18 protein-coding genes are annotated in these 17,760 nt (G+C 44.7%); 12 read left to right on the top strand and 6 right to left on the bottom strand.

Annotation, left to right across the window (positions count from 1 at the left end; genetic code table 11):
* Window positions 1-64: 64 nt before the first annotated feature.
* Complete coding sequence (locus BM049_RS06690; protein ID WP_281242205.1) at window positions 65-469, bottom strand: GNAT family N-acetyltransferase; 405 nt, start codon at window positions 467-469, stop codon at window positions 65-67.
* 208 nt (window positions 470-677) lie between these two features.
* Between BM049_RS06690 and BM049_RS06685 the strand changes: the two genes are divergently transcribed.
* The 3 genes from BM049_RS06685 to BM049_RS06675 all read left to right on the top strand — a co-directional run bounded on the left by BM049_RS06685 (window position 678) and on the right by BM049_RS06675 (window position 2,449).
* Window positions 678-1,340 (top strand): YczE/YyaS/YitT family protein, encoded by a 663-nt coding sequence (locus BM049_RS06685; protein ID WP_091529747.1) that lies wholly within the window; start codon window positions 678-680, stop codon window positions 1,338-1,340.
* 53 nt (window positions 1,341-1,393) lie between these two features.
* Window positions 1,394-2,194, top strand: coding sequence for an SDR family NAD(P)-dependent oxidoreductase (locus BM049_RS06680; protein WP_091529745.1), 801 nt, complete (start codon window positions 1,394-1,396; stop codon window positions 2,192-2,194).
* Window positions 2,195-2,263: 69 nt separating this feature from the next.
* Entirely contained in the window at window positions 2,264-2,449 is a 186-nt protein-coding gene (locus BM049_RS06675; protein WP_091529744.1) for a hypothetical protein, read from the top strand.
* A 31-nt stretch (window positions 2,450-2,480) separates the two neighbouring features.
* Here the strand turns inward: BM049_RS06675 and BM049_RS06670 are convergent, their stop codons facing one another.
* The gene (locus BM049_RS06670) at window positions 2,481-3,890 is read right to left on the bottom strand and encodes an aminotransferase-like domain-containing protein (protein ID WP_091529741.1); all 1,410 of its coding nucleotides are present in this window, start codon (window positions 3,888-3,890) and stop codon (window positions 2,481-2,483) included.
* A gap of 147 nt (window positions 3,891-4,037) precedes the next feature.
* Between BM049_RS06670 and pdxS the strand changes: the two genes are divergently transcribed.
* Window positions 4,038-4,928 carry a pyridoxal 5'-phosphate synthase lyase subunit PdxS gene (gene pdxS / locus BM049_RS06665; RefSeq protein ID WP_091529740.1) on the top strand — a complete coding sequence of 297 codons (891 nt, stop codon included), beginning with the start codon at window positions 4,038-4,040 and terminating at the stop codon, window positions 4,926-4,928.
* Window positions 4,922-5,524, top strand: a complete 603-nt coding sequence (gene pdxT, locus BM049_RS06660) for a pyridoxal 5'-phosphate synthase glutaminase subunit PdxT (RefSeq protein ID WP_091529737.1) — start codon at window positions 4,922-4,924, stop codon at window positions 5,522-5,524. Before pdxS ends, pdxT begins: the two co-directional genes overlap by 7 nt.
* 84 nt (window positions 5,525-5,608) lie before the next feature.
* On the opposite strand, the gene BM049_RS06655 is transcribed toward pdxT, so the two are convergent.
* Window positions 5,609-6,340 (bottom strand): hypothetical protein, encoded by a 732-nt coding sequence (locus BM049_RS06655; protein ID WP_143079465.1) that lies wholly within the window; start codon window positions 6,338-6,340, stop codon window positions 5,609-5,611.
* Between the two features lie 45 nt (window positions 6,341-6,385).
* On the opposite strand from BM049_RS06655, the gene BM049_RS12095 reads away from it, so the two are divergent.
* Window positions 6,386-6,520 carry a hypothetical protein gene (locus tag BM049_RS12095; RefSeq protein ID WP_281242199.1) on the top strand — a complete coding sequence of 45 codons (135 nt, stop codon included), beginning with the start codon at window positions 6,386-6,388 and terminating at the stop codon, window positions 6,518-6,520.
* A gap of 37 nt (window positions 6,521-6,557) precedes the next feature.
* Here BM049_RS12095 and BM049_RS11815 read toward each other — a convergent pair whose 3' ends face one another.
* The gene (locus tag BM049_RS11815) at window positions 6,558-6,734 is read right to left on the bottom strand and encodes a hypothetical protein (protein ID WP_177188623.1); all 177 of its coding nucleotides are present in this window, start codon (window positions 6,732-6,734) and stop codon (window positions 6,558-6,560) included.
* A gap of 420 nt (window positions 6,735-7,154) precedes the next feature.
* On the opposite strand from BM049_RS11815, the gene BM049_RS06650 reads away from it, so the two are divergent.
* Both BM049_RS06650 and BM049_RS06645 read left to right on the top strand, forming a co-directional pair.
* Window positions 7,155-8,399 carry a LysM peptidoglycan-binding domain-containing protein gene (locus BM049_RS06650; RefSeq protein ID WP_091529735.1) on the top strand — a complete coding sequence of 415 codons (1,245 nt, stop codon included), beginning with the start codon at window positions 7,155-7,157 and terminating at the stop codon, window positions 8,397-8,399.
* A gap of 1,169 nt (window positions 8,400-9,568) precedes the next feature.
* Window positions 9,569-10,372, top strand: coding sequence for an MBL fold metallo-hydrolase (locus tag BM049_RS06645; RefSeq protein ID WP_091529729.1), 804 nt, complete (start codon window positions 9,569-9,571; stop codon window positions 10,370-10,372).
* A gap of 249 nt (window positions 10,373-10,621) precedes the next feature.
* On the opposite strand, the gene BM049_RS06640 is transcribed toward BM049_RS06645, so the two are convergent.
* A complete protein-coding gene (locus tag BM049_RS06640; protein WP_091529727.1) occupies window positions 10,622-11,107 on the bottom strand; it encodes an Lrp/AsnC family transcriptional regulator in 486 nt (161 codons plus the stop codon).
* Between the two features lie 268 nt (window positions 11,108-11,375).
* Between BM049_RS06640 and BM049_RS06635 the strand changes: the two genes are divergently transcribed.
* The 4 genes from BM049_RS06635 to BM049_RS06620 are packed head-to-tail and all read left to right on the top strand — an operon-like array spanning window position 11,376 to window position 16,483.
* Window positions 11,376-12,854 (top strand): sodium:solute symporter family transporter, encoded by a 1,479-nt coding sequence (locus BM049_RS06635; RefSeq protein WP_177188622.1) that lies wholly within the window; start codon window positions 11,376-11,378, stop codon window positions 12,852-12,854.
* 23 nt (window positions 12,855-12,877) lie between these two features.
* Window positions 12,878-13,924, top strand: coding sequence for an ornithine carbamoyltransferase (argF, locus tag BM049_RS06630; protein ID WP_091529722.1), 1,047 nt, complete (start codon window positions 12,878-12,880; stop codon window positions 13,922-13,924).
* Between the two features lie 24 nt (window positions 13,925-13,948).
* The gene (gene aguA, locus BM049_RS06625) at window positions 13,949-15,064 is read left to right on the top strand and encodes an agmatine deiminase (RefSeq protein WP_091529720.1); all 1,116 of its coding nucleotides are present in this window, start codon (window positions 13,949-13,951) and stop codon (window positions 15,062-15,064) included.
* Window positions 15,065-15,094: 30 nt separating this feature from the next.
* Window positions 15,095-16,483, top strand: a complete 1,389-nt coding sequence (locus tag BM049_RS06620) for an APC family permease (RefSeq protein WP_091529718.1) — start codon at window positions 15,095-15,097, stop codon at window positions 16,481-16,483.
* A 153-nt stretch (window positions 16,484-16,636) separates the two neighbouring features.
* On the opposite strand, the gene BM049_RS06615 is transcribed toward BM049_RS06620, so the two are convergent.
* A complete protein-coding gene (locus BM049_RS06615; protein ID WP_091529716.1) occupies window positions 16,637-17,713 on the bottom strand; it encodes a glycoside hydrolase family 16 protein in 1,077 nt (358 codons plus the stop codon).
* Between the last annotated feature and the right edge of the window lie 47 nt (window positions 17,714-17,760).

The following is a 17,760-nucleotide window of genomic DNA, read 5'->3' as shown; positions in this document are numbered from 1 at the left end:
TTATATTTTTTATAACAAGAATACTGTCACCCTGATACTTATTGGAAGGGGTTCGGAGACAGATCTAATCTGAACCATTTTCATACTTTTCTCTTAGCAAGCCCTTTGCTAAGCTGTCATAGTAATTCCCTTTGATGTAATACTCCTGTATTTTCTTGCCTTCGACTTCGAAGCCTACTTTTTGATAGATATGAACGGCTTTTTTATTGAAACCCATCACATCAAGGGTGATTTTATTCAGGTTCAGCTGACAGAACCCGTAATCGACAACTCTTCTAACAACTTCTTCAGCATGACCTTTTCCCTGACTGTTCTGATCCAGCATGGTCGCAAACACAGCTGTCCGGGGAAGCGAGGTGATTTGAAAGAGACTGGTATAGCCAATTTTTTCATCATCACCATAAGCGATGAATGGTCTAAGCGAATCATCTTTTTGGCGTTCATCGAAAGAAGAAGTGAATTTTTTTATTGGTATACGGCTCGCTGAACCAGTAATCCATAATGTCAGGATTTTTCATCAGTGAAAGCAGGTAGTCGATATCTTCTTTTTCTGTCAGTCGTAAATATACATTACACTAAAGTTGTTTTGTCGAACATCAAGTGTGAACTAGGGGGACAGATGTGCTAAACTGATTGTGACTGAATAATATGAATGAATTGGTGTGGAGATGAATTTAATGAAAAATTATAAAGGGTATGCGCTGCTGTCGATTTTTTCGACTGCCGTGGCTTTAGCCATCACATTTATGCTGAAAGCGGCTGTAGGCGTCGGCGCTTTTGATGCCGCTACCCAATCGTTGTCCTTACTGTCTGGCATACGGATCGGGACCATTGCGATGATACTGAACTTGTCCTTTGTACTTGGGCAGTTCATCATTTTGAAAAAAGATTTCGGGTTCACCCGTTTTCTCCAGATTCCTTTAAGTATACTGATAGGGATATTGGTCAACTTTTTCTATTATGATCTGTTTGGATTTGTAGCAATAAGTAACTATGCAATAGCTATGCTGATCTATGTCCTGGCATTGGTTTTGGCGAGTTTTTCTGTCAGTATGGTCATGACGCTGGATCTTGTGACTTTTCCAATAGAAAGTTTCTGTCTGACCTTGACGAAGAAAGTACCGCTGAAATTTGCTGTGATCAGACAGATCGCTGATATCCTGTTTATTGCTGTTTCGTTATCCTTGACCTTCATGTTTGGCCTGACTCCAGCAGTCCGCGAAGGGACCGTTATCGGTATGCTGATTTTCAGCCCGATGATGGGATTTTTCATCAGTAAAGTCCATCCTGTCTTGTCGAAAAACGGGATCATTGAAAAAGAGGCATGTAGGCAGCAATGATAATCACTGATGTCGATGTGTTGGACCATTTCAACTAACTAAGGAGGAAGATTATGTCTGTATTTTCATCTAACGTTTTCACAGGGAAACATGCGCTGGTCACTGGAGCGACCGGCGGGATCGGTTATGAAACGGCGAAAGTGCTGACGGCCATGGGTGCCGATGTGACGATCACGGGAAGAAAAGAAGATGTGTTGAACCAGCTGAAAGGAGACATTCAAAGTGAGCAGCCGTATGCGAAAGTCGTATCGGTTGTGGCTGATTTAGCTGAAGCTTCTGACAGAGAAAAGCTGGTTCAGACGGCGCAGGAAAAACTGGGGCCGATCTCTTTATTAGTCAATTCTGCCGGTATTTCGGGAGGCAGTGTAGTGGAAGAGCTGACTCAGGACGTGCTGGAGCGCATTATGCATTTGAATTATACAGTTCCGATCATGCTTTCCCAGCAGATCTATAAAACAATGAAGGAAAATCAGGAAGGCGCCATTGTAAACGTCTCGTCTCTGTCTGGTTTGAGAGGAACCTATGCCGGGACTGCCTATGTCGGATCCAAGTTTGCACTCAACGGCTTTACTCAGTCTTTCGCTCTGGAAGCTATCGAACATAACGTCCGTGTCAATGCGGTCTGCCCGGGTTATGTCGATACAGAAATGGGAAGAGATGGTATCCGCAGGAAAGGTGAACGTGAAAACCGCAGCTTTGAAGAACAGTTTGAGACCGAAAGCAGGAACTTGCCGTCTGGACGTATATCTACGCCAAAAGAAGTCGCCAACACGATAGCTTTCTTACTTTCAGATGCGGCAGAAAATATTGTCGGAGAAGCTGTTAAAATTTCCGGCGGCTCTGTGATGCGCTGATCTGTCTAAAAGCTTTTCGTTCTTTGGTGATAATTTTGTCTGTTATACTAAAAAATAAAGGAGTCTGTTATGGATAAAAAACAACTGGAAGCTGAATTGTCTGAAAAAAAGAAGGAACTGGAAGCAGCGCGTAAACATTACAATGAAGAGGAAGACTCTAAAGCTGGCCCTTATGCTGAAGTGGAATACAAAGAAGAAATCAGGCGACTGGAGATAGAAGTCAGTTCACTTGAAAATAAATTAAAAGACCTCTAAAGAGGTCTTTTTTATTTGATTTATCTAAGAACTATTCTAAAAAATCTTCCCTGAAATTAACAAAACTCAAACGAAACCCGTTCATCTGATCGCCGAATTTCTGTCCTTCCGACACAATAATGTTCTTTTCAAGCAGCTTCCTCAGTATGTCATCCACTTCTTCTTTCGTTTTATCCGGGAACCGGCAGTACAAATGGAAGCCGCCTTTTGCCGGTTGAAAGTCAATCTCATCTCCAAATTCGGCTCGCAGCCATTTTTCCATGCTGCGGGCTCTTTTTTGTAATTCGGTCGTGATTTTATCCTGATGCTCGTCTATCTCGGTGCGCAGGAAATGGTCCGCCATGAACTGTGGGAGAAAACTCAACTCTGAATCGGTTTGAAGACGGATAGCCGCCAGTTCTTTCAGTATAGTTGGAGGACCGATCATCCAGCCGATCCGCAGATGATGACCGGCTAGTTTTGACAAAGTCCCAAGGTAAATGACCTGCTGCTGCCGATCCCTTTTTTTCAAAGGACTATTCTCGACAGAGGAGTCAAAAGATAAGCCACCATAGGCATCATCTTCAACGACGGGAATGCGCTTCATCAGGCAGTAGTCGAGAATCTCCGATTTTCTCTTAGCACTCATAACCAATCCGGTCGGGTTCTGAAAAATAGGATTCAGAAATACCATCTTGAGTGGGTGGTTGACGGATGCTTCCTGTAATCCTTTAACAGTCATGCCTTCTGCATCCATAGGAATAGGCACGATACGAAGCCCCGCTGCCTGAAAAAGTCTCAGTGAATAAAAGTAGGAGGGCGCTTCGATCCCAACAGCATCCCCCGGTTTCAATAAGCCTTGAGAAATGAGAAACAGGGCATTCTGAGTTCCGGAAGTGATCATGATCTCTTCCAAAGGCACAGTCATGTCATATGTTTTTTTTAGATACGACTGCACACTTTCCCTTAAAGAATGAATGCCGGTGTTCCGTGGGGTCTGTTCTTTTTCCTGCTGGACCAGTTCTTTCCAGGACAACTGAGGCGCCTTCAGTTCCGGCAGCAAGTCAGCCGACAGCACACCTCTAGAGAGATCCAGGATCTCCTCCGACTTTTGTGCCCGCACTTTATCTGCGGCCAGTTCATATGCACTCTTTCTTTTGATAGTTTCATTAGTCAACGAAGTTCCCCAATTGATCAGCGGCTTTGTCTGCAGCCCCCATTTATCCGGATTCACATAGGTGCCGCTGCCTTTTTTTCTAATGAGCACGCCTTGGGCAGTCAGTTCCTCCATGGCCCGGATCACCGTGGACCGGTTCACATCCAGTGCGTCAGCCAGTTTTCGTTCAGATGGCAGACGCGTACCGGGCGCCAGTTCACCGGACTTGATTTTTTCTTCTGTTAAAAGCATGATCTCCTGATACAGCGGCAGGGAACCATCCTGACTGATAACCCACTTATCCATGGAATAATCTCTCCTTATATTCTTTTCATTAGTGTACCATAAAATTGGATGGGTGGGATATAGTCCAATTGGTTGTAGGGTCCAGAAGCTATCTTTTGTATACTTATAACCAGCAAGAGTCAAACACACATTCAGGAGGAAGTAAATATGAGTAATAGAAAAGTAGGAAGCGATAGAGTAAAGCGCGGCATGGCAGAAATGCAAAAAGGCGGCGTCATCATGGACGTGGTCAATGCCGAACAGGCAAAAATCGCAGAAGCGGCAGGCGCCGTTGCAGTCATGGCTTTGGAGCGCGTCCCGTCTGATATCCGTCAAGCCGGGGGCGTCGCACGCATGGCCAACCCTAAAATCATCGAAGAAGTTATGAATGCCGTCAGTATCCCGGTCATGGCGAAAGCCCGTATCGGTCATATCTCAGAAGCGCGCATACTGGAATCGATGGGAGTAGACTATATCGATGAAAGTGAAGTCCTGACTCCGGCTGATGAAGAATTCCATATATTGAAATCCGATTATGTCGTCCCGTTTGTCTGCGGCTGTCGTGATCTCGGTGAAGCCTTACGAAGAATAGGCGAAGGGGCATCGATGCTCCGTACAAAAGGTGAGCCAGGGACCGGAAATATCGTCGAAGCGGTGCGTCATATCCGTAAAGTGAATGGTCAGATCGCCGTGCTGTCATCCATGTCTAACGATGAACTGATGACCTTTGCCAGAGACCTCGGTGCGCCTTACGAATTAGTGAAAGAAGTGAAAGAAAAGGGTAAACTTCCTGTTGTCAACTTTGCGGCAGGCGGCGTGGCTACGCCGGCCGATGCGGCCCTGATGATGAGCCTGGGTGCAGATGGCGTGTTTGTCGGTTCAGGGATCTTTAAATCAGATACACCGGAAAAATTTGCCCGTGCCATCGTCCGAGCTACCACAAACTATGAAGATTATGAATTACTGGCCGAACTATCCAAGGATCTGGGCGAGCCGATGAAAGGGATCGAGATCAGCCATATAGGTGAGAAAGAAAGGATGCAAGAGCGCGGATGGTAAGAATAGATAAAACAGTCGGTGTCCTGGATGTCCAGGGCGCAGTCAGAGAACACCTGCTGGCACTTAAAACACTGGGGATCAAGGCCGTCTCTGTCAAACGTCCGGAAGATTTTGATGGACTGGATGGATTGATCATCCCCGGCGGTGAATCCACAGCGATCGGCCGACTGATCCGCGAGCAGGGACTGGAAGACCGTCTGCGTGCCTTTCACAAAGCGGGGAAGGGGATATTCGGGACCTGTGCGGGCCTGATCCTCTGCAGTACCGATGAAAGTCATAAAACGAATGATCTGCGTCTGGGCTTTATCGATATGGAAGTGGAACGGAACGGCTTCGGCAGACAAGTGGCCAGCTTCGAAATGCCGCTCAAATTCGAAGGCATCGATCAGGAAGTTGAAGCGGTCTTTATCCGTGCCCCTTATATCCAGTCTGTCGGACCCGGTGTCAAAGTGCTGGCTGCTGTCGATGACAAGATCGTCGCCGCCGAACACGAGAACGTCCTGGTCACAGCGCATCATCCTGAACTGACTGAGGACTATGCGGTCCTGAATTATTTCCTGGATAAGTTTGTTGATGGATCGGAAGTTGCAGCGTAATATAAAATGTCAGAACAGTAAAAAGCCTTGGAAACGTTGATCCCAACGTTTCCAAGGCTTTTTTTATGGAATGGACTCAAACACTTAGTCCATAGAATCCATAATCTCTTCCTGGATATTATACTCTGTAAAATCTGTCTCGTCGGTAATGACTTCCCCGTCACTGGTTTGAATAATGATACGTGGGTGAGTATCGCCGTCTGAGTAATCCGAATGAAGATAGAGTTGTCGGTAGAAGCTGTCCAGAAAAGCAGCAAGAAAGCGGTCGGTCATATCAGCATACTCTGAGTCATCATGATTGGTTAAAGTGATCTCGATCGTGTCACCTGAGAAGTCGACATTATTGATCGTCACATCCATTTCCTCATCTTCTTCATAACTTTCGTTAAAGCTGCGCTGCAGTTCGGAGAGACTGGCGTCAAACTCTCTCCGAGTCAAATGGACATCATCCCAGTTCATTTCTTCAAAATCCTGATCCATGATGATACTCAGGTCGACTGCCTGATCTGTACGCGCTTCATCTTCTGCCGATTCAGAGTCTCCATCCGTTTCTTCATCAGACATATCATCTTCGGTTTCCGTATCGTCACCAGTATTGCCTGCATTCGTTTCTTCATCTGAGGTTTCTGGCCCCTCTTGAGCTTCTTCTGTCTCACTCTCTGTTTCCGTTTCATTACCTATATCCTCAGTATCGGTTTCGCCCCCTTCGTCCAGATCGGTCACTTCTTCTGTCTCGGGTTCGGTCGTTTCGTCTGCGGCACCACATGCACCAAGCAGCAGCGTACCTGCAATCATTAGTACCAATCGTTTGCGCATGATATATATACCTCCCCTGATTTGAAAAAAATCGGTGAAAATGGAATGGATGTATTACCGTATGTTCAGAATGACTTGATCATTTTCAGTAATGAAGCAACTCATAATAGTCAGGCACAGGAGAAGGGAATCGATCGTGATCGGTCCGTCATTTTCCTGATTCGTTTCGTCTTGGTCTGAATCGCTGCCCGTTCTCATGGCGTCTTCCGGTTCATTCTCAGTTATGCCAGCCTTCCTCTGTTAAGCCTTTTTCATCGGCCACTGTCTCTATCATGACATTTACTTCATCATCAGCCTCTCCATAAGTATCTGGAATAGGCGTCTCACGCTCAGTATCACATGCCCCAAGCAGCAAGGTGCTCAACATGAATAGGCCTAAAAGTATTTTTTTCAAAGGGATCCCTCCTTTTTGTTCACGAAATAATAATTGAAGGAGAAGCGGTTTCTATAGTTCAAGATCTGAAGGACATCGGAAGCAGGTCGCTGAAAGCGTGCGGATAAGAGGGCTGGCCAATAGTGAATAGCTGTTATTAAAGGTAAATAAATGGGGGTTTTTACAGTTTAATCTTCTCATATTTATAGGGGTTTGTAAAAAGTAAGCCTTCATTCATAGGACATGAATACCGTATCACTTGTCACTTTAATCATTGTGTTGTTATTATTAAATTAACGATTAGGGGATGAAAAAGCTATGAATATATCAAACGAATCCGGTCGACAAGAAAGAGATTTGAGAAAATGAGGTGAAGCAAACAGTAAATGATCGTTTTGAACAGTGACCATTGATCCAGACTATTTGAAAGCGAGGAGAAGAATGAAAAGGCATATAAAAAGAAACGTTTATACACTGGTAACATCCACAGCGGTCGCCGGGATGTTGTCTGTTTCAACACCTGTTTCAGCAGCTGAGACCTATACCGTTCAGTCAGGAGACACGTTATCTGTGATTGCGCGGGACTACGGGACAACCGTTGACAGCTTGGCTTCCGCTAACAGTATTTCAAATCCAGACTATATTGTCACCGGACAGACTTTAACGATACCAGGAACGAGCGGTGAAAGCGGCAGTGACAGTAACGGCAGTAATGAAGGCACATCTTCCACCAGCTATACCGTTCAGTCAGGGGACACGTTATCCGTGATCGCACGTAACTACGGGACGACAGTGGCTGCACTGGTTTCTGCCAATACTATCTCTAACCCGGATCTGATCTATGTCGGGCAGACTCTGGAGATACCGGGAACGGACGGTGGCAGCGACAGCGGAGACAGTGGCGGCGATTCTGGCCCGGACCAGACACCATCCGGCACAACCTATACCGTCCAGTCGGGCGACACATTGTCAGCCATAGCGCGTGACTACGGAACAACTGTGGATCCCCTGGTTTCTGCTAACAACATTTCAAATCCGAACCTGATCTACGTCGGACAAGTTCTGGATATACCGGGGACAAGCAGTGGAGACTCTGATTCAGGAGATTCGGACACAAGTGGCTTCCCTACCTCACCGAGTCAAGTTTCGGCGCCGACCTATATCGATGATATCCTGATCGTCAATAAAGGGATTCCTCTGCCTGAGGATTATGCACCGGGTGAAAATTCATATGCCAGAGCCGAATTTGAGAACATGAAAGATGACGCTGCGGCTGAAGGCATCACACTGACAGCATTCTCGACCTATCGCAGCTTTGATTATCAGGAAAGTCTTTACAATAACTATGTAGCTGAAGACGGACAGGCAGCCGCTGACACCTATTCTGCCAGACCCGGACACAGTGAACATCAGACTGGGATGGCCTTTGATATCGGCGGTTCAGACCCGGCCTATTATACGTCAGAAGCCTTCGCAGACAGACCTGCCGGCATGTGGCTGGCTGAAAATGCCCATGAGTATGGCTTCATCCTCCGTTACCCAAAAGACAAAGAACACATTACCGGCTATCAGTTCGAACCATGGCAGTACCGATTCGTTGGACGCGAAGATGCACAGGCCATTCATGACAGCGGATTGACACTGGATGAATACCTTGATGCGGTTTATCCGGATTACGGGTATTGATAGTCAGATAAGAAGTGAATCGGTTATATTTATAAGCGATAATTCTGATCTCATAAAAACAGCAGTTTAAACAGGAGCTGTGACAAAAGCTTTTTCAAGTCTGAATCCAGCAACTGCTCGCATAGACCTGCCGTCAAACCCAGTATTTTATTTCTTGGATTTGACGGTAGGTTTTTCTATATTGTGCTTTTACAGTTTTTTCTTCATGTATTTTGCTTTTTCCAAGATAAGTAACCAGAAGAACATCACCAGATGTGTAAGTGCTGATGAGTCATAGCTTGGTCTGGAGTAGAATGTGGCGTTACCTTCGTTAGTATGCAGAACTTCATTCTATGAAAAGAGCCATATCACCGATAAGCGCGCGATATACGGTGATCGAGACTCAAGGATATAGCAGAATTATCAAAACTCACAAGTTACTACTGAACTCTTTTTCAACCGGCTGAATTCTCTTTCGTTCATAAGCAGGTCTAATTAAATTAAGTAGTGTCCACTGAACTTTCTTTGTTTAATGAGAGATCCGTATAATCCCTTTTTCTATCATGTCGATATGTTTATTTTGTCGGGTGGTCACTATTTAGGTCGTGTAGTGACTACTCAGGTCCCTGATTATTTTGGGCAGGAACGTAAACGGGTCTCTATGGACTGCTCACTTCCAATCATTCACTGGCTGGTCACTATCAGCCTATTCTATTGCCATCTCAAGTGTCAAACAAGAATGGGCAGTCCCAACATCCACCTTTTAGTGACGACTCACTTGTTTTTTTTCTGCAGTGGACACTATTAGATTTTTTTGTTTTAAATGAGGCTCTATCATTGATAGGCGGTCACTTTATTCTTCTGATTGTTAGTTTGATAAAATTCAAACCGGAAAGAATGCCAAATAAACCTTAAGTCAAAAACCTCTCAGTGGTGGGAGGTTTTTGTTTAAAAGTGACGATGGACTCACCTTTGATAAAATCAGGATATAAAATTTTCAACGAAACGTGGTACACTTAAAATAATTGATCCCGGCAATAAAAAAAACGATGTTCATATCCCGTCTTAGTTAATGCAACCGACTTGACTTCACAAAGTAACAGGGTGTCTTTCTACTGAAATTGATTTTCTCTATGAGGCCATAATTCTTGACCGGAACACGATGATTGAGCAAGAAAAGGAGTACAATAATGCTGCACTTTCAAAAAAACAACCTCACTGTATTTCAAAGTTCACTATACAAAACAACGTCCGCAGTCATCCAGTCTGAAAAGGGCATCGTTCTGACCGATCCAACCTGGCTGCCGCATGAAATCGATGAGATAAAGCAATACATAAATGAACATAGAGGGGACCGTCAGCTTTACATTATCTATACCCACAGCGATTTTGATCATATCATCGGTGCCGGGGCATTTCCGGAAGCGGCGGTCATTGCTTCAGAAGAATTTCAGATGAATACAGAAAAGGAAATGATCCTAAAAAAAATTCACGATTTTGATCAGGAATATTATATCGAACGTGAATATGTTTCGGAATATCCGACCGTTGATAGAGTCATCAAAGGGGACGGTGAAAAGCTGATACTTGGTGATATGACCTTGACCTTTTACAAGGCACCGGGACACACGGATGATGGCTTGTTTACAGTTGTGGAACCCTTTGGGCTCTTATTATCCGGCGATTATCTATCAGATGTCGAGTTTCCATTCATTACGAGCAGCTATCTGGACTACGTGAAAACCGTAGATAAGGCACAATGGATAATAGATCACCATACAATTAATATCCATGTGCCTGGACACGGGAACGTCACGGATAATAAAAAAGAAATACATGACCGGATCGAATTTTCAGAATCTTACCTGAAAAGGCTCATACGGGGTGACAGTACGCTGGAACAGGAGTTGAAAGACACCTTTCGCTTTTATGAAGGGATGAGAGCCAGTCATACTAAAAATTATGAACATGTCAAAAGGGAAACTGATGCTTGAATCTCTGCCTGTTCAACGCAGGCATGTCTGCAGATAGAGTACCACATAAAATCCCTTACAGTTATCTCAGTTGCATCAAAAGGGCCTTGAAGTCAATTAACTTCAAGGCCCTTTTGATGCAATAGTGTGAGTACAGATGAGTTCGGCAAACAAGACAAGTGTCTTGATATTTTTCTGAGAGCAGACTCTTGAGCTCTGCTGAGCAAGATAACCTGCTTTTCAAAGTGGTCTGAAGTAAAGATATCACCCTTACTCCTCTTTAAAATCTTCCTTCACTGGCAGCCATTCGTCAATGTTGTAAATGATCTTGGGGATGATGAAGTAGTTGATCACTTCGACACCAGCAGTTTCCGGTAGTGTTTTGTTGATGAAATCATACATGTTTTCATTATCTAAAAAACGTGTTTCAATAGATAGATTCGCTTTGCCCCAGCCAGTGGCTATATAGCAGACATTGGGATCCGCCTTGCATTCCTCTACGAAATCGTCATAGACAGCTTCGTCAACTTTCAGATTGATATCCGCAATGGCATTATATCCGAAACTGCTCGGATCGACAATGGTGGTGATCCGAAGGGTATTGTCCTGAATCAGTTTTTCGATCCTTCTTCGCACTGTACGCTCATTGACATCGATTTTTCTGGCTATTTTTGCGACAGATTTTCTAGCATCTTTAGAAAGTTCCTGAATAATTTTATAGTCGGTCTGATCATAGTTCTTCTCTTTTTTTGCCATAATCGCGTTCTCAGGCAGACAAACTGAGAACTATCCTCCTTTACATGAAGTAAGCTCACCCCAATAATAGCATGAAATGAATGGGTAAAACAAATAATATTACACGAAATAACACTTTAAATGTCCGATTATGACATATTGTATAGAAAAATAGACAAAGTAATTGCTGAAATTACAACTTATTAGTTGACTTTTTGACTTTTTATGAATAAAATCAAGTTAAGAAGTTGTGAAAACGCGAACAATATTTAAAGGAGGGAGTTAAATTGTGTCTTTCAACAATGCTGTCCCATTAGCGATCATCATTCTCTTTGTCGGCAGTTTGATTGCTGTTGGCAAGATTGCCAGTAAACGGGTAAAGAATACAGAGGACTATCTGGTTGCCAGTAGAGGGGCGCCTTTATTTCTGGTCGTGGGGACTGTGTTTGCCACGTTCTGGGGTGGAGGTACAGTCATCGGAGGAACAGGAGCTGCGTTTCAGGAGGGGCTTTATGGAGTGATAGAAGATCCGTTTGCTGCCGGTTTGTCTCTGATCATCATCGGCCTGTTTTTTGTGAAAACACTGAGAAGTTTAAAAATTAATTCCATAGGCGAAATTTATACACATCGGTTTGGAAGCGCTACCGGATATATTGCTTCTGCTGTAATGATTCCCACATTCGTCATCTGGACAGCAGTGCAGTTGCTGGCTGTCGGTAAAATCCTTTCGGTTTTATTCGATTTGAATTTCTATCTGAGCTATGTCATTGCGCTGGTGGCAGTGGTTTCTTTCACCTATATGGGCGGTCTGTTAGCTGTCATTTGGACAGATTTCATTCAAATGATCATTATTTTTATCGGACTGATATTGCTTCTGGTGATCGGCTACAATGCAGCTGGAGGAATAGATAATATTGCAGCTCATACACCTGAAGATTTTTGGCGGTTTGTCCCTGCTGAGCAGGGACTGATGCCTTGGGTGACATATGTCTCCATGTGGGCTGGTATGGCCTTGGGTAACATTCCCAGTCCGGATATAGCACAACGTGCATTGATGGCAAAAGATGCTAAAACTGCTCAAAAAGGAATGATCATATCGGGGAGCATGTATTGGACGTTTGGTCTCATTCCGGTATTCTTGGCTTTGATCGGACATACGCTGATCAGCAGCGGGGTCGTCGACGGCAGTTTGATTGCGCAGGACAGTGAATTACTGATTCCGTTTTTAGCTAGAGAGTTATTGAATCCGGTACTTCTCGGTATTTTCGTTGCTTCACTGATCGGTGCGGTTTTATCAAGTGCCAGTACTTCTCTGTTTGCCACTGCGGTCATCTTTTCGAATGATATCATCTACCCTATTTTTCTGAAAAACAAACCACAGCATAATGTGGATCAGGATTACTTACTAAGGATCACACGCTATTGCGTTATTCTAACCGGTACTTTAGCAGCACTGATCGGGTTATTGAGTTCAAACATTTACGATATGACTGTTTTTGCCTTCACATTGCAGTTCGGTGTCCTGTTTTTCCCCTTCATTGTAGCATTGAAAGCAAAGTGGGCCACATCGTATGGCGTCATGGCGGGGATGATCGGGGGACTGCTGGTAAATGTACTGGGAGGTATCATGCAGGGGACGATTATTCCGGAACCGTGGGAATTTTTCACTCTGGTCCCACCGCTTGTCAACATCCTGCTTATTGTGGTTGTTTCGATCATTACCAGGAAGAAAGATCAGTCCAGACCATTAGAGGAATTATACATTTAAAACATATAAAAGGAGCGATCGATATGAAAATACCATCATCCAGTGCCACAGATTTAAACAAAAAAGAGTTAAAACACATGCTCACCATGAACGATTTCACTAAAGCTGAAATAGACAGCATGCTTGAACTGATGACCTTACTGAAAGATGCCAGAAGAGATAACGCCATTCCCGAATTGTTTAAAAATAAAACAGTGGGGATGATTTTTGAAGCCGGCTCGACACGTACACGCGTTTCGTTTGAAGCAGCTGCGACACTGCTGGGGGGCCATGCGATTTTTCTATCCAAATCAGATATTCATCTGGGGTCAAAAGAAACCGTTGAGGATACGGCCAGAGTGTTGTCCCGCATGTGCGATCTTATAGTAGCCCGCACAAACAGTGGGGAAACGACTCAAAAACTGACGGAAGCGGCAACGGTCCCAGTAATCAACGGGCTCGATACGGTGTATCACCCAACTCAGATGTTAGCAGATATCTTTACCATGATGGAACACTTACCGGAAGGGAAAACACTCACCGATCTGACCGTTGCCTTTATGGGTGATGCCACTGATGTCTGCCGTTCCCTGCTGCTGACCTGTACGAAATACGGCATCGGATTCAAACAGATCGGACCAAAAAAGTATCACATGGAAGAGGAATGGCTGAGAATGGCTGATGAAAACTGCAAGAATTCGGGTGCGCATTATGAGATCACCGAAGATATCAGCAAAGTTTCAGAATGTGAAGTCGTCTACGGGGACAGCTTCTACTGGACTACCCAAATGGATGAAAAAGAGGAACGTCTCGCAGCATTCATGCCTGATTATGTCATTACAGAAAAATTGATGCATAGGGCTGCTCCTGGGGCAATGCTGCTCCATTGCCTGCCGGCCAATGACAAGGAAGAGGTTACCAGGGAGGCTCTGGAAGGGGATTACAGTGTCGCTTTTGATCAAGCGGAAAATCGCCTGACTGCTCAGATGGCGATTCTCGTTTACTTCACTCACCGCTATACAAAGGAGCCCTCGAAAGAGCTTGCAGATAAACATCAGCATAACATCCGATCCTTCATGGAAAACCTTTAAAAACTGAAGAAAGGAGGAAAGCCAATGGTAAAACGATTGTCAGGAACGCCTAAAAAAGAGGGATTCAGGATGCCGGGTGAATTTGAACCGCATGCAGGCTGCTGGATGATCTGGCCGGAACGGACAGACAACTGGCGGCTGGGAGGGAAGCCGGCACAAAGAGTGTTCGCTGAAGTGGCTAATACAATAGTGGAATATGAAAAGGTAACGATGTGTGTCTCCCCCAGTCAATTTGAAAATGCCCGGGATATGCTGAAAGAACACGTACGGGTCGTGGAGATGTCTGTAAATGACTCCTGGATGCGCGACAGCGGGCCGACTTTTGTGAAAAATAAGGACGGAGAAGTCAGAGGTGTGGACTGGCGTTTTAATGCCTGGGGAGGATTGGTGGACGGTTTGTATTTCCCTTGGGACAAAGACGATCAAGTGGCACGAAAGGTCTGCGAAATAGAAAATATCGACTACTATTCACTGGAAGACTTCATCCTGGAAGGGGGTTCCATCCATACTGATGGAGAGGGGACCGTTATCGTAACAGAAGAATGTCTGCTCCATGAAAGCAGAAACCCCAAGCTGGACAAAGAAGAAATCGAAACTAAATTAAAAGAGTATTTGGGAGCAGAGAAAGTTCTGTGGATTCCTGAAGGGATATATCTTGATGAAACAAATGGTCATGTGGATAATATCATTCATTACTGTGCTCCAGGCGTCATCGTGCTTGCCTGGACGGATGATGAGGAGGATCCGCAATATCCGAGGTCTAAACGAGCCCTAGATTATTTATCAAACGAAACAGATGCCAGAGGCAGAAAATTGGTGGTGCACAAACTTCATATCCCCCATGAGGTCCTGATCACTAAAGAAGAAAGCGAAGGCGTCGACAAGATCGACGGCACCTTGCCCAGACAGGAAGGAGACCGCCAGGCTGCGTCATACGCGAACTTTTACATTGCAAACGACGCTGTTATCCTTCCGTTGTTCAACGATGAAAAATATGACCAGAATGCTAAAGATGTACTGAGTGAAGTGTTCCCGGATAGAGAAGTACGCGGGATCTATGCTCGGGAAATACTTTTAGGCGGCGGGAATATCCACTGCATCACTCAGCAGCAACCGTTAGCTGAGGATATTAATGAGTGATAAGGAAAATCAAATGGAGAGGTGAGATAAATGGAAGAAAAAATAGGCGAAAATATTATCGCCGAGGAAAATGTTGCAAAAGTTAGTCTCTTTAAGATGGTCACTTTTACCGTGACGGGAATCGTTGTACTGGACACATTCGTTGCTCCGGCAGCATTGGGAGCTTCGTCGATCACCGTCTGGCTGCTCACAGCTATTCTGTTTTTCATCCCTTACGGACTCATCAATGCGGAACTCGGAGCCACGTATCCTGAAGATGGAGGCATTTATGCGTGGGTCAACAGGGCATTCGGTCCGTTTCAAGCGAGTCTGGTGGCCTGGTATTATTGGGTCAATGTAGCTTTCTGGATGCCGGCGGTATTCATAGCGTTCAGTGCCTGGTTCTCGATGGCTTATATTCCGGCGATGAGTAATTTTGCCGCAGCCGCTTTAGCGGTAGCGATGTGCTGGCTTATCGTATTCATCGGTATCCGAGGGGTGGATTTAAGTATCACAGTCACGAATATCGCAGCGATTCTGAAAGTCAGTGTTCTGATCGTTTTCGGGATAATGGGTGTGATGTATGCTTTTCAGAACGGTCTGGCTAATGACTTTTCACTGTCCAGTTTTGCTTTGAACTTGAATTTTGATACCATCGCATACAGTTCAGCAATCGTCTATAATTTGCTGGGGTTTGAACTGATAAGCGCGATCGCTTCAAAAGTGGATAAACCTGAAAAAAACATTCCCAAAATGACGATTTTTGCGGGGATATTGATTGCTGCAATGTACATTATCGGGACCTTTGGTGTGTTAGCTGCCATTCCAGCCGCATCGGTAGATCCACTTGACGGTTTCTTTTATGCTCTGGAAGAATTGTCCACTGTCTTTGGACCGGCTTCCGGCGTCGTCTTTAATGTCACAATGATCGTTGCATTGTTTACGTTAGTATCTAATATGATCTCGTGGACACTCGGAGGAGTAGAAGTGCTTGATGAAGCTGAGTTCACTAAGCACACCAAGATTTTGGGTCACCGGAATAAAAAATTCAATACCCCTGATTACTCTTATATCTTAATGGGGATTATTTCGACTTTGCTCATTGTCCTGAACTTTGCATTAAGTGGTAGTGCCAATGATGCCTTCTGGACGATCCTTTCCTTCAGTTTCCTTATTTTCTTCTTACCTTATTTATGGCTGTTTCCAACAGTCGTTAAATTGAGAAAAGTGGATAAAGATATTGCAAGACCGTATGAAATTCCATTTGGAAAGTTCGGCTTATATTTCTCAAGCATCATCGGTTTTCTGTTCATCGCTCTCGGGATAGTATTACTCTTCTTCACGGGTGAGGGCTGGGATCCTTTATACCACCTTACACTCATAATCGGCACGCTCCTTACCACGCTGTATGGTGTGTACTTGTACCGTAAAAGTGTATAAACTGAACAAATAGCATAAACTAAAAAAGGGGTAGACTCTATGATCAGAGTCTACCCCTTTTTCAAATATATAAGCAGACGTCTGAATGAGAAGGGTAACAGGACTTAATGTAAACCAGCTGTATCCTTTTTCCAATAGAATCCTTGCAGACAGTCAATACCTGATCCATTCAATGTACAATTTCTGGTCTTCTTCTGGTGCAAGGCCATCCAGCCATTCGGGGAACCATGTATTGACCATCAGGTGCATCGGTTCCATCGTGAAACCATGGTCCCAGCTCTGCACCTTAGTATCATCGATGTAAAAACTCACGCGATCAGGGTAGTGATCGATCCGGTAGCGGTGGAAACCGGCGGTGGGATCGAAAGCTAAAGAGGTTTTGTTCTCATGCTGAGTCATCCCTTCATGGTAGGAGGTAAAGAGCACGTTTGATTCTGGCTGATTGAAGATCTCTATATCGATTTCATGATGGAAATCGGGAGCCTTGTAAAGGAAAAAGCCGGTTATTGACGAAGGAGCATCGGGGAGTTTCATACTGACTTCATATGAACCGAAATGTCTGAGAGCGGTCGTCTGGATCTCGCCGCCTTCTAAGGTGTTCGCAGGTATGCGTATGGTTAAACGGTCACTGGAGACAGCGACGTGTCCATTTTTCAGGAGAGTCCGTCCCAGCTGGCCGTTCCTGCTGTACCATTCTTTATCATCAAACGTCTGGAAATGTTCGATGTCATTATAAAGACGAAAGGCATCTGTTTTTCTCAGCTTAGCCAGCCGGACAGCATCTTTTGTAATGGGATCACTGTCCCACAAAGAAAAAACAGCTGTATACGGGCCGCTTGTGAGGTCATCCGGAACACTCGCTTCTAATAAATAGGCAAGTGGAAAGGTTACGGCCCCACCAGGTTCAGGGGTTACTTCAGCAAGAGGAAAATCTGTTGTGTTCCCCAACGGACTGACGATGCTGAATCCGAGCCAGAGTGTGCGTGCAAGTGAGGGGGCGGCGGCTATCTCTACGGACACGTTCAAAGGGGTCTCTTTCGTATATACATTGGAGTGAAAGGTCACAGCTGTTATGGCATATGAAGAGGCCTGAAGTGTGTCATTGGTCAGTACAGGCGTATTCAATGAGTCAAAAGCATTGAAATATAGGAAAATAATAAATAGAAGGACGGGTATGAAGAACAGAAGCCTTTTGTGTATGCGGGTCCGTCTAGTAAGATGATGGGACATGAGTAGTCACCTCCGAAACAAAAATATACATAATCCGTGAATGTTTG

Origin of the sequence: Alkalibacterium subtropicum, assembly GCF_900112455.1 — a bacterium.
GTDB classification, from domain to species: Bacteria; Bacillota; Bacilli; order Lactobacillales; family Carnobacteriaceae_A; genus Alkalibacterium; species Alkalibacterium subtropicum.
The sequence above is the reverse complement of the archived record's forward strand: the minus strand, read 5'-3'. Positions and strand labels throughout refer to the sequence as shown.